At 39.9% G+C, this 13738-nt stretch carries 12 protein-coding genes; all 12 read right to left on the reverse strand.

The window, feature by feature from the left end:
* Positions 1–1239, reverse strand: a complete 1239-nt coding sequence (locus BMX82_RS04890) for a radical SAM peptide maturase (RefSeq protein ID WP_091767268.1) — start codon at positions 1237–1239, stop codon at positions 1–3.
* 95 nt (positions 1240–1334) lie between these two features.
* Positions 1335–1550 (reverse strand): TIGR04149 family rSAM-modified RiPP, encoded by a 216-nt coding sequence (locus BMX82_RS04895; protein WP_091767270.1) that lies wholly within the window; start codon positions 1548–1550, stop codon positions 1335–1337.
* A 250-nt stretch (positions 1551–1800) separates the two neighbouring features.
* Positions 1801–4383 carry a carboxypeptidase-like regulatory domain-containing protein gene (locus BMX82_RS04900; RefSeq protein WP_177172017.1) on the reverse strand — a complete coding sequence of 861 codons (2583 nt, stop codon included), beginning with the start codon at positions 4381–4383 and terminating at the stop codon, positions 1801–1803.
* Between the two features lie 56 nt (positions 4384–4439).
* Complete coding sequence (locus tag BMX82_RS04905; RefSeq protein ID WP_036910872.1) at positions 4440–5213, reverse strand: GLPGLI family protein; 774 nt, start codon at positions 5211–5213, stop codon at positions 4440–4442.
* Between the two features lie 65 nt (positions 5214–5278).
* Positions 5279–5455, reverse strand: a complete 177-nt coding sequence (locus BMX82_RS12965) for a hypothetical protein (RefSeq protein WP_177172018.1) — start codon at positions 5453–5455, stop codon at positions 5279–5281.
* A gap of 118 nt (positions 5456–5573) precedes the next feature.
* Positions 5574–6869 (reverse strand): vitamin K epoxide reductase family protein, encoded by a 1296-nt coding sequence (locus tag BMX82_RS04910; RefSeq protein WP_143058314.1) that lies wholly within the window; start codon positions 6867–6869, stop codon positions 5574–5576.
* A 455-nt stretch (positions 6870–7324) separates the two neighbouring features.
* The gene (locus BMX82_RS04915) at positions 7325–8584 is read right to left on the reverse strand and encodes a hypothetical protein (protein ID WP_091766588.1); all 1260 of its coding nucleotides are present in this window, start codon (positions 8582–8584) and stop codon (positions 7325–7327) included.
* Between the two features lie 258 nt (positions 8585–8842).
* Positions 8843–10180: a radical SAM/SPASM domain-containing protein gene (locus tag BMX82_RS04920; RefSeq protein WP_177172019.1), complete on the reverse strand. Its 1338-nt coding sequence runs from the start codon at positions 10178–10180 to the stop codon at positions 8843–8845.
* Positions 10181–10241: 61 nt separating this feature from the next.
* Positions 10242–10415, reverse strand: coding sequence for a hypothetical protein (locus tag BMX82_RS12970; protein WP_156097635.1), 174 nt, complete (start codon positions 10413–10415; stop codon positions 10242–10244).
* 67 nt (positions 10416–10482) lie between these two features.
* Positions 10483–11745, reverse strand: a complete 1263-nt coding sequence (locus BMX82_RS04925; protein WP_036910738.1) for a DUF6734 family protein — start codon at positions 11743–11745, stop codon at positions 10483–10485.
* Between the two features lie 88 nt (positions 11746–11833).
* Positions 11834–12028, reverse strand: coding sequence for a hypothetical protein (locus BMX82_RS12870; protein ID WP_143058315.1), 195 nt, complete (start codon positions 12026–12028; stop codon positions 11834–11836).
* Positions 12029–12101: 73 nt separating this feature from the next.
* Positions 12102–13712, reverse strand: a complete 1611-nt coding sequence (locus tag BMX82_RS04930) for a vitamin K epoxide reductase family protein (RefSeq protein ID WP_177172020.1) — start codon at positions 13710–13712, stop codon at positions 12102–12104.
* Between the last annotated feature and the right edge of the window lie 26 nt (positions 13713–13738).

Genomic DNA, 13738 nt, shown 5'->3' on the forward strand with positions numbered 1-13738 from the left:
TTATACAATTTTTAATTTGTTCATAATATAAGAATATGCCTCCGGATATTTCCTCAAGAAGCTATATGCAGAATTTTGGTTGACTCTGGCCATCTGTTTGTTGACAAAGAAAGAGCACACGCTCTTCTCGTTCTCCAACTGACCATTATAAAACATGCAACACAAGCATGAGAGATAATCGTGACACTTCTGACAGACACGGTTCACCCTCTCATAATAGGCATTATACTTATCGGCTATCTCTTTGAAATCAAGCAATATCTGTCCATCTTCGATTCTGCCTAATGCATACTTATGACTAATACGTTCACAAGGCAGAATTTTCCCTGAGACGGTAATAAAGACTTTTTTCGCAAAAGGGAGACAGGTTCCCGTGGGCATCCTGTTGCTTTTCCCCCTCCCAAGAAGCAACTCGTTGTAGTCGTGGTAAGTATAAGGTGAGTGCGTCTGTATATATCGTGCAGATCTCATGTATTCTGGACTGTCTTGGAAACATGTCGGTTTTGATTCCAAGGCTGCCTCTTCTTCTGAATCGACCTTACTCTTATGTACTTTCTCAAATAATTCTCGCGCATCTTCTCTGATACCGGAGGTATTAATCTCCCCAATACTAGGCGTTTTCCCATAACTCTCCATGAAGAAGTCGCGGATGGACTTTACGCTGTTGCAGTTGTTCAGCACAGCATTGAAACTGATGTTATCTCTGAAAAAGTCGGGATAGGTGTTACGGGCATAATCAATGGATTTCACAATATAGTCATAGGCAGGCTGTCCATTGGGGAATACCCGATAGGTATTACCGATACGGTCGCCGTCAAGACTAATTAATATTCTGAAACCCTTTGAAACCAGATAATCAAGATTCTGCGGCAATAACAATGCATTGGTTGTCATCGAGAAAACAATCTTTTTATAAGCGAGGAGCTCTTTTTCTATATATGCGACTACTTCCTTGATAAATGGCATATTCATCAGAGGCTCCCCTCCATAGAAACTGATATGGAGAATGTTTGCTTCTGCGCCCTGATAACCGCTATCCCACAACGATTTTATATACTTGAGAAATGCGATTGCATTCTGAGTGTCAAGCATCCTATCGTAACGCGCATCCTTATCAGAATAAAATTTACCATAGCCACAATAAACACATGAAAGATTGCATCTTTCGGTAATCTCAAAGGTTATCTGCGGTGTGTTGGCAAGATATTCCTTAATATTCTCTGGTATTAATTGTTTCATCCCCGTTATATCTAAAGCTAATGGCATTGGCCATGGCAACACGTCCAACGCCATTAGCGGTTAAGGTTGGTCGTAGTTTTTATAGACTACATTTATTATGGTCTGCAAACAACTTCGTCCAGGAACCAAACCTGTTCTGTCATGCTACCTTTTGAGTGTTTACCACCTGCATGGTTAGCAGTACCATTGTCATAAGTTGAAGAAGGTCCGTTACAGCCACAACCACAAGCGGGTCCAGCACCTACGAGTTCTCTCATCTCTCTTGCTTCCAAAGCATTCTGTGAAAGCGAATTCATCTTTAATGATTTCATAATTAATAAAATGGTTAAATTAGTAATAACGGTTTGATTTTTTAATGCCAAACTTTCTGCACTTTGCAGATATAAACTCATTGCAATTGCGCTGCAAATTTAACCTGATAATATTTATAAACCAAGAAAAATGCGTCGCAAAAGCAAATCTGCGATTATATGGTTTTTTGATAGTTAATCTCCTGTTTTTTAACCCATTGCATTCTTGCAACACTATTGCGCAACGCATTTTGAGACGACAGACAAGCGCTTACGGATTAATAAACACACTCATTATCAATTCACGTCCACGAATGTGATTGACAGAGGTACTGCTGGTAAGGTCGCTGGTGATGACATATGAATAGGTGTCACGATTCAGCAGATTATTGAGCGAGAGAGTGAAATCAAGACGCTTTGATTTGTAACTGGCTTTGATGTCGGCCAGGAAGAAGTCTTTGTAATTACCACTGGTAATCTCGTTGCGGTAATACTCACCCCGAAGGTCAATGATGAACGGACTGACAGGAATAACGATGGAGAGATCTTGCTTCCAGCTGTCAATCTTTTGCATATAATCCATCGATTGGATTTTGGCTTTACCTTCGTCCGTCACAGCTCGACCAATTCCGAGCAAGCCCTGTTGGTTCTCGCTGCTCCGTCCGTTCATACGGTCCTGATTGAACGTGAAACCATAGCGCAGGTGCATGTCCTTCCATAATGAGAAGTCGAGACCTGTGCGGATGTTGAACATCTGACTATTGTAGGTAGTCATTATCCCGTTTTGGAGCATCGAGGCATCGTTATTGAGATACAAGGCTCGAAGATTGACAACACCATTCCAAAGGCTGATGCCTTTACTGGCTATCAGGTTGGCTTGCCAAGAGTCCGACTTACTTTCCTGCTCTACAGCAGAGAGGATGATATAATCGCCTACGAACAGGCGTGTCGGTGTATAAGGCGAGGTGCTGAAAGTACGCGATACGGTCAAGATGGTGTGCAGGGCTTTCAGTGCATCATTATAGTTGATGCCGCTACGGATAGCCTGCGTATGGCTGTGCTGATATCCCGCATAGCCTCGGTTGATATACTGGAAGTCCTGCAATATCAGTGAATGGTAGAAACGACTGGCATCCAAAGGCTCCACAGAGGCAGAACCTCCTAATAAAAGACGCAGGCGAGGTGTGACATACCACTTGACACTGAGGTCTGGCGAGATTTGAAACCCCTTGTGAGAGGGCTGACCAAAGTCAGAGGTATATTCATAGAGGTATTCTGTTGTGGGGCTGAGTTCCACGCTGACATCGTGCGTCTTGTAAGTCAGATTCGGTTGTACGTATAACCGGATGAAAGAAAAACAGCTGTTATCCGCCAACAATCCGATAGTATCGGGAAGTCCTGTTAAGTCAGACTCTATGCGGTGCAAAGCTGCATTCACACCCGCTTTGAGCGAAAGGCTAAAACGTCCAAGTTTAACGCCACCCATAGCGTAGGTATCGGTGCCGTATCGTTGACTACTGACGTACTGATGAAGTGAATCTACGAACAATGACTGCGGACGGCTGATGATGCGGTTGTTGGAATAGAACGACACAAGGCGGTTGCCGTACTTGCGGATGATATACAGATTGTCCTTAATGTCGTATTCGGGCTTGCGAGCAAACTGGTTGTGGTTTGCACTTCCAATCTCGTTAAGCCACTGACGGCTCCAAGTAAAATCGCCCGACAACAAGTTTTTCAGATATTGATTGGTACTGTTACGCTCATACTTCATCAGCGCATAGAGTTCGTTATCCTTTTGTAGATAGCCCTTACGATTGTCGATGATGCGGTTTCCATAGGGAAGAAAATACTCCGTGCGCCTTTCACCCTCTGCCGTCTCGCGATTGTTATTATAGATTACCTGTATGTTCATCTGTGATGACTCACTAAACCGTTTCAGTGTGTTGAGCGTGACAGCATGGCTGCGATTGAACAGGGTACGGCTTTCGGCAAGATTGGGTGTCGTAGGCGGTGACAGCTGAATATAATCACCACTGCTTTCCGATTCGTCGAAATTAAAAAGACTCGTTGTTTCCTTGCTGATATCCAGTCCCATGTTATTGGTTTTGTAAGTGAGCATGGTCTGGAAATCAGACTTGAGGCGTAGGCCAAAGCCCTCGAATTTCCATAATCCAGTACGATGGCTGATACCGGCCCCACCATTGAATGATGTTACCCAATGGTTCTTGGCCCCCTCTTTCATGCGGATGTTCACTGCAGCCTCGTCGGTATAAGTAAAATCCTCAAGCACACGAATGGGCTGGTGATTTCTCATGACCTGCACAGAACCGACATCTACCTGCGGCAGAGTATTGGTAGCTACACCGTATTTGTCACCCAACATATCCAGCCCCTCAATATAGAACTTGCTGATGGGCTTACCCTCGTATTTGATTTGTCCGTTCTGCTTGTTCACCTCAAAGCCGGGAATGCGGGAGAGTACGTCGCCAATGTTGCGATCATTTTGATCGGCAAAAGTCGCCACATTGTATGTCAATGTGTCACCATGCTCACGCACCTTACTTGCCTTGACAGTCACTTCCTTCAGGGCTATTGCCTCTTCCTGCATCACTATTCGTAGTGATCTTTCGTCCGAAAGGTTGTGAATACGCTGTTTCCTGAAACCAAGCATCGAGACTTCAAGATAGCTTTCTGTTACCGCTTCGATGGAGAACATGCCTTTACTATCGGTCTTGCAGAATCCTATCATCTTATTTGTTGCATTGCTACGTACTTGAACGATGGCTCCCGTCAACGGATCATCGTTCCTGTCGGTGACCATTCCCGTTATCCGCATCTGCGCCGATGCCATGAGCGGAAGAAGGCTGTATAATATAATTATAAGGCAACGTCTCATTCCTATTTTGACTATTCCAATTCTATATATGGTTCTGCTGGTAAGACTTTATTCACCCGAGGTATGGTTCTTGGGCGATTCTTGTACTTTAGGAATTTCTCTCTTGTCATGTGATAGTATTTTTCATCACCCCAATTATAGAATGTTACGGGATTAATGCCATCCTTCTTAATATTTATAGCTGTGAGTCTGATAAAGTCACTATCGGCCGTAGCCTTGAGAATAAGACCAGGTAAGCCGCCAAGTTTCCAAGGACCAAGACTAACAGGAATTTCTTCAGTAAACCAAACATCCCAAACACGCCCTCTGAACTTTGTTGTGGCTTTATGGCATTCTAGTCCCAAGATTGTCATTACAGAATCCATATTGATAGTCCATTCTTGTTGAGGAATATCTTCCTCATAAGTATAATAGGCATCCGAATAACCGCTATAAAGAGCCAATTTCCCTGTTTTCACGTCTTGATAAAGCTTCTCTCTGCTAATTGTGCTGCCTTTTAGCTGTTCAGACTTGCCTGCCTCTTTACTCACAGACGCAAAAAACTCATTCAGAGCTATATCCATTGTTGTATCATCTGTATTCAACAAGCTGTCAGTTCTGTTTTGGTAATAACTAAAAAACTGATTAGCCGTCTTTCCTGTCCTAAGAATATAAGAATCGCTACAATCCTTCTGCCATGAGTCATATCGTACTTCGAGTATAGCTGGCTCTATTACATGAGTCTCCTGCGCATTAACATTTAAAGTCAAACAAAGAGATAATATAAACAAGAAAGTATGTTTCATATTCATTGAGGTTCTAAATGTACGTCAACTATTTTTGTAGTTGACGTACAAATCACAAATATTTTTTAATCCCAACAGTTCTTCTCCCAGAGCTCAGCCCATGCATCCCATTGTCTCGGGCCCCAGTTAGCACTCTCATCGCCATTGGCCATTTGTTGAAGTCTTGTACATGCATTACTACGACCACCATTCACATTGTTCATCTGAGCTTTGCTCATCTTAAACATTTCTAAATTTTTCATTTTACTTTTTCTTTTAAGTTATACATAAATTTATTTTTGGTGAGCAGTTTAGGTCGTATCACCACTTGACCCATATATTGTGCACTAATATGCTAGTTGATAATTGACAAGTTTAATTCTATAATACATATTTCAAGTTCTCAACGCTATACAGTTCTGGGAGCTCCCTACCATTAAATACAATCGTCGGTGTCTTATCTATATGATTCTTTCTACAATATTCATTTAAATCTATATCATTTGAAGCTAATGACACCGTCTTTACTTTTGCTACCTTTCTCAGTTCTGGAATATATTTATATACTCTTTTGCACTTCTTGCATCCTGGATGAACAAACAATGTTATTATATTGTCTTCACCAACACCACCCACGTCTGCATATTTATCATCAACCTCATCGATCGGCCTTTCCTTCGACAAAAGCCAATCAAACAACTCTTTATTATACAAAGCCGAATCCCGATGCTTAAATGATTCATTCTGACTTGCAACAGATAAATAGTGAATAACGATATACCATGTTACATATGCCACGACACCCGACAATATAAGTACAAAAGGAGTCTGAAGATTAATTGTTATTCTATTAAATGCAAACATAATCGTATCAATCCACACCATTAAATTGATTGCCATACAATACAAACATATCTTTCGGATTACAGCTATCTGATAAATAACAGAATACAGCGTAAAACAACAGCCTACTAACAACAAAAGAAAAGCATACCCCAACAAGTCAGAATTAGCTATCAGGGCAAAAAACAACTGAGTAGAGAAAAAGAGAAAAGCCAAATCACTCATACGAAAGAGACCAAAGAGTAGACTTCCTTTCGAAGAAAGCACCTGCTCACAATCTACAACCTTTCCAATTTTACAATATTTTTCCAATATATCACCTCCATAATCTCTTCTCAACAGAATTGTAGAAACCCAGATTCCCAGAGCTGACATAACAGAATGACAAACTACCCTAAGACCTGGCCAAGCAAAGACTATAAACAAAAATAACAATGTTGCGATAATCAGATACATCTGATTATCAATAATGTATCCTACAGCATTGCGAAGCCATACATTTTTATATATAAAAGTTTCAGAAGTCTTTCTTGCAACTAATACAACACCTTTCCATTCAGGCATTGCTTTAATTCTATTCTCCTCATTTTCTACGACAGCAAATGCATCTTCACGATGAGGGAGCACCATCACATAGGGATAATCTAGTTCTTTAAGATACTCTGGGGGCAATTGATAAACATCATTATCAATATTCAGAGAATCCAATGCGTCGCTGAGACCTCTTAAGGTTGTTCCCACAGGAGTATCCAGCAAACGTTTCACTACAGAATTCGGCACTTTGACACCGATACTCTGCAAAAGTTTCTTCAACGTTTTTTTTTCCAAATCCATTAAACACCTTTTATTAATGATTCGTAAGATATATGGTTGCGTTGCAAAGGTAAGCAATCTTTTTCTTTAATACTAAGAAAAAGCGTTGCAAAAACAAAAATTCGGAAAACGCACTATTCCAAAAGCTAACTATCTACAATACAAATAATTGCATATACGCAACATCATTGCGCAACGCATTTTGAGACATATAATCAAACGTCGGTATAAAATAACTCTTCATGAAAAAACAGATGAAATCCTAGGAACTGATTCGAAAGAATCTCATTAGTGAAAATAATCGGTATTTTTTCTGTTTTGCTATCACTTTACGCATAAATTGCTTAATACAAGACACTTATGAATGGTTGGCAGCAAGATAAAAGTGACAGCAAATTACGAATCTTTTAGTATTATCAGGTATTCAGTACCCTTATTGGAACGTTTTCGCATGATTTCGCTCCGATTGAAATCATTTATATTTTTCTAACCTTTCTATCAAGCATGTCTACGACATTTCCAGGCAACCGTCCTCTCATAAAAGAGATAAAAGAGTTATAGTCTATATCCTTGCCTTTATTATCCAACATAAATTCGATGATGCTCATAGCCAAGGACTCCATCCCAACCTGATCTGCAACCTCATACAGTAACTCTGGACCATATCCGTATATTAAACAAGCTGTACGAGTATCGTCAGACTCCAAATCATAGATACTTATCTGAGGTCTTTCGCCCCATTTTGTGGTATCCTTTTTTTCATTAAGATACTGAGCCAGCCACTCAATGAGGCTCTCGCTTACAAAATATCGTCCTTTTGTGTTAGGAGATACACGGTTATCAAATATAGAATGAAGTATCTCATGAACACAAGACTCATACTTCATATCCTTGTCAAGGATACAGAATCTGCCCAAAGAATGCCCAGCAAGCCAATTCCCTGAACGGTATAATACACGCAGGATATCCAAATCGCCATTTACAGGTGCTATGCTGCTCAGTTTGTTCATTGCTCGTATTACTGCATTTTTAAGAGTTGGTTTATCTCCTTTCATATTGTAAAAGGTCAAGCTCAGATTCCCCATTTTCATTGTATCAGACTCAACATAGGTCTTGCTAACAAAGACTATGTATATCCGGCTCTCTTCATTTCCAGAGGTTTTGATACTTTTTAAGGCATAAAAACTATCTGGTGCCTCCACGAGAATATCCTTAACAAACACATTAGTAGGGAATACAGACTCTTCTTCTGAACAATATGCATAGATCAGAGTCCTGTCATCCTTATTGTTTTCTTTAATGGGATCAAAAAAGAAAAAAGTACCCATAACGTCATATTCTACCTTAATTCGAGCGACATCCCCTTTCATAACCGTGATGATTTGTTTATCCGAAAAAGGTGCAGAACCGCTTTCGTTCTTATATGTCGTTATGAACGTCTTCTCTTTGTTGTAATAGTCATAAGCTTTGATGTAAGAAGGGGCAAGCATTCCATTTCCTTCTATAGATGGTTCGCCGATTCTCACATTAGTAAAAAGCATAATTGTGTCAGATGACTGATGAGTGTCAAGGTCAAGCTCAACGTGCAAATTCATTATTGAATCGTTACCAAAGGATTGGGGCCTCAACGATACCACCATCTGATTACACTCCAGTTTTTGACCATACAATGAAGATGTCACTACTAACGACATCAACAAATCCACCAGAAGAACTCTCATAAATTGTCTATGCATATATTCACATGTCTTTTTTACGCTCACGCTGCAAAGATAAAGAGATTGTTCTTTTAAACAAAGAAAAAATCACTTTTCTTTTGCCAAACTATTTAAAAAGGAAATACCGCCATTCTAGCAAATCATCGATTTGCTGTCACCAGACATTTTGCTGTCACCACCCATAAACCGCACATATTTAGCGGTTTATGAATAAAGTGACAGCAAAACAGCAAGTGATGCAAAATAATATGTATATATACAACTCTCTTTTTTCCTTTATTTATGACACTGCTGCTGTTTTCTCGTTTTCAGATAGACATACACAGAAAGCAGGAAGTTCCACCGCATTTTCTGCATCTCACACTCGTCTGGCGAGAGAGACTCGTGCTGCCGTCCAATCAGAAGTTTCTCAGAATAGCACCCTCCTGAGCACAGATACTTGACCCAGCAATCGCGACAATTCTCAATCTCATGAACCGAGGTGGGACGATACGACCTCATCTTCTTCACGTCAATACCGCTACGGATATCACCGATGGCATACTTTTTGTCGTAGGCCAGATGTTCGCAACTGAAAATTTCTCCTGTATCAACAATCGAGAACATGTACTTTCCCGAAGAGCAGGCCCTCAGATGTGTCCTGTGCTTATCGAGTGTCTCAACCTGCTCCCTAATTGACATGCAGTGAACAGGCCGTCCGCTGTCTATGCGACGGATATAATAATCAATCAGGTCCTCATACTGTTTCTTAAACGATTCAAGACGTTCGTCATAAACACATGTTCTGTTAACGTTCCTCGACTTATAGGCAGGTACGGCAGAGAAAGGCATACCCAGATTCTCAAAGTAGTCGTAGACCTTCCACATGCATTCGCAGTCGCTTGGGATGGTCGCCCTCATCTGGAACTTCAGACCGGCATCCTTCACTTTCCGAATATTCTTCAGCACGAGGTCGTTGCTACGCTTCCCATTAGGGAACACGCGATGAGTCGTAAACTCCTCAGGACCGTCATAGCTGTAAAGAATGTCAATCTGGTGGTTTTTGAAGTATTCAATATTCTCGTCGGTGAACAGCGTTCCGTTGGTTGTCATACCATACCCCACATTCCTGTCTGCGTATTTCTCGGATATATAGTTAAGCACAGCGTCTATAGTGTCCATCCTGAGCATAGGCTCACCACCGAAGAAGTTGAACCGGCATTGCATGTCATTATTCGTGTGCGCCATAACGTAATCAATAATCTCGTGGCAGTTCTCTGGCGTGATGTCACCGAACCCGAAGTTTCCTTTGTTCTGCGCAAAGCAATAGGTACACCTCAGGTTACACTTGCCCGAAATCGGCAAAATCACATCCTGCATCGAATATGAATCATCGTCACCTTTTTCTTCATACCTTTGGCAGAAAACCGGGAAGACCTCCAACACCTCCTCTTCAAGGCTTTGGAACTCCTCATCATCAAAGAACTGGCCTTGCCCTGTCAGCTGTGCGAAGAACTGATCGACAACCGTATTCTCCTTCAGGTTCACCACCGTCATAGTTGGAATATGCAGGAGATAGCACTGGTGGTCTCTCTTCAGATAGTAGAAATCACATTTTGATAACACTTTCAACATCATCGTAAGCATTTAAGAGATTCGCCATTCTTTACTAAAATGGCGAATCCCATGAAAAATACTAAGGTCTCAGAATAACCGGATCGGGGAAATCTACCTTGTAGTTATAGTAACAACAGGCAAACTCCATGTGATTGCAGATGGGAAGAGACTTCTCAACATTAATTCCACCATTGACCTCATTCATCTCGCTCTCATTCAGAATAGCGAAATCTTCTTTCTTAATCTTTTTCATAATTTTAATGAGTTAATAATTAGGGTCTATTTTATGCGCAAGACCGCTAGCGCTTATTGGTTATCCGTTAAGTAATCGTTAGACATTTTGTAATATAAAGGCTTTCCATCATCAGGTAAAAGACTTTGGTAAATATCTGCTCATATGTCAGGTTGGGAAGATACGCTTCTCTGCATATTTCCCGGCATACTGCCTCCCCCGTATTTGCTTGTGAGAAAAGAGTCAAAAAGACGCACCATCCTGTTAGCCTATATTTTCCATAAGGTGAATTCATATAGTAGTCCTCACTCTCTTCCTCTATATGACAATTGGGGCTGAGTTTAAATTCAAAATCCGTCATAACCTCATGTATGTCCTTAGCCTTACCAATTCGTGAAAATATTTTGTAGAAATGATTGTATTCCTTCATTGACTTGATGTTTTCTTCATACTCCACCCCGTCTTTATCCAGATAGGATAATATCCGATCATAATACGAAGGGAACTCATACTTTAACCGATATTCTATCTGTTCACAAACATAATTATACCGTTTCAACTGTCCTAAGCAATGCGTATACTTACTTTCGTATTGAGCAGTTTCGATAGTACTGTATTTCACAATTTCGTCAAGGTCGTTACTTCCTATTAAATACGAAATCCTCTGATGGTGTTTCTCTGCAAGTTCTGTCAGCAAAAGCTGCTCATAGATAATATTGAACTTTCCTTTTATATCTCCTGAACACATGATCCCATCATACATATCATGAAACGCGCTCTGGGCCTCTTGACAGTATTGCTGGATAAAGTCTAGATTATTGCCGCCGAATATACCCATATTGGCAGCTGCTTTGCATTTACTTTCTCGAATAATCTGAGGAGCCGTCTTAAGATTATGCTTAATATACTCCATGGCAACCTCATAGTCTGTCAATGAAAAATTCTCAATCATCTCCAGACTTTGACATACGACATCTGCATTTACCACCCTATCAGGAAATTCCTGCCAAATAAATACATCATTATCTACATGTAAGAACGGTTCCTTTTGTACAGAATAGGTCATGATTTTCCCATACGCCCACAAAGATTCGTCAACGTTGGCCATATCATCAAGATTTGTGTGGAACTTATAATATGGGAGTTTCAAAATATCTCTGAAAAGCTTCACTCCAAAAGTATCCGTGTATAATTCAAGATGAGGATAGTATCGGGATATAGTAAGGCAACTATAAGCCATTGACAATAAGCAATAGCGATAGTTTATCCAACCGCCATGATACCTGTTCTGGCTCACATCGCTGTTTGCCTTAAAAAGCGGCTTGCTCCAAAAAGACTGTATTACATTCATAATGTATTAAAGAAAAAGTGTCTCATTGCAGTTCTGTCTACAAGAGACACTATGATAAAGTTTGCTTAGTAAGTTAATGATTTTACCATTAACACAGGCAGATCAGTCCAGTAAATGGCCAGTATCCGCATCTTCCGCTCTTACCATTCCATGTACATGGGCTACCCGGACCCTTACCAGCGCAAGGTGCGGCACCAGTACCTCCAACAACATGTTTCAACTGTTCGCGAGTCAGCGAATTGTCCATCATTCCCTCTAGGGAATTCATCTTAATCTTTTTCATTTCTTTTGTTTTTTTATTAATACTACAATTACTGGTATAAGCGTACTGCAGATTACTTACACCAAATTATTTATCACTCAAATAGAGATTCAAAATCATTATACGAATAGAAATCATCTGGTAGTTGATGATTGTTTATATAGAATGTCGGAGTATAATGTATCTCCAGCTCCTGAGTTCTCCGTTCCATCCACATGATCTTATCTTCTTGTGCGTCTATTGCTTTGTCATCTATTTCATACTTTTTCCGGAATTCTTCATATTTTTTTTCCTTTTGGCCATACCAGTCATGCAAAACCTTTATCATGTATTGATCGCCATATTTTTCCTTTAGAGCAAAGAACAATTTTATGGCATTCTTCTTTGCATCACGATCTATAGAAGACACGTTGAAGATAACTTGTAAAAAGACATCCTTCTTTTCCAAGAATTTTTCCATTTTAAGATGAGACTTGGAACAAGCGCTACAATACGGATCGCAGACCTTAAGTATTGTCACCGCAGCAGTTGGTTGGCCTATATTTATACTCATATCCTGAGGTACTTCTGCTATCAATGGGCTCTCTTCCAACAACGTCCGGAATACATTCTCATCATATCTAAGTTTATTGAAAGCAGGAAATAGCTCATTATACATTTTATTCTGTTTACATAGACTCAGATACATATTACTTCCCCATAGCATTATCAAATCAATGATGATAAAGGGAACAACGCTACTCATTATCTGATTTAAACGCAAACTCAAAAAACCACCAAGAATTGATATCACAAACAAATAGAGCAAAAGCGTCAGTACAGACAAGCACATTACACACCAATGCTTAGACACTATGACTTGATAATAAAGCGAATATATAATAAAGGGGAGGGCTAATACATTTATGCAAGCAGCCGCCTGATAATAGCTCAGATTATTACCAACACACGTTAAAGTGATTAACGTGCCTGCAAAATAAGCGAGTCCTATCGTAGTCCAATTTATACCATAAATGTTGTTTGCAGCCGATTTTAGGACAATCGAACAGTCCCACTTCTTCCCAACAGGGCATAGTTTCTCAATAAAAGATGAGTTATAATCATTTACTTCAGAATATAAAAGAACCGCACAAATGAGACTTCCAATCCCAAGTCCTACAGCATACAATCCGAAATAAATCGGTATTTCGAATGGCAATAATGACAAAAATACCGATACAAAAGCTATAACAAATACAAAAATCGGCATTGTTTCTATAAGCTTTTTTACAAAATACTCTTTCTTTTTATTCTTGTACTCTGGTTCTGCAATATAATCCTTAACCTCAACGAAGGTAACAATTCCACCATATATATTCTTGAATTCTCCGAAAGAGATGTTTTCTTTTCTATTATTTATTGGATTATACCATATAACACTTTCATTTGTTACCGAATCTATAATACTGAAATAAGGCTGTGAATGAACATATACCAATGCAATATATGATCCGTCCTGTTGTATTAAAGACTCTGCGTCTTTTATATTATATGAGGTCGTTGCTATGTTATAATTCTCCAAGACATCAGAAATTGCCATAAGGGAATCTGAGTAAGGATGCTCAGACAACTGCTTGCAAATTGTTTCCCTATTAATGGAAAGCGCGTTACGCTTTACGATTTGCCAACAAATGTCCAAGCTATTTGTCGATGTAAAATTGTACATATCCATTAGACGCAATATTTAAGTTT

The sequence above is a fragment of the Prevotella sp. khp7 genome (assembly GCF_900109055.1).
Taxonomy (GTDB): Bacteria; Bacteroidota; Bacteroidia; order Bacteroidales; family Bacteroidaceae; genus Prevotella.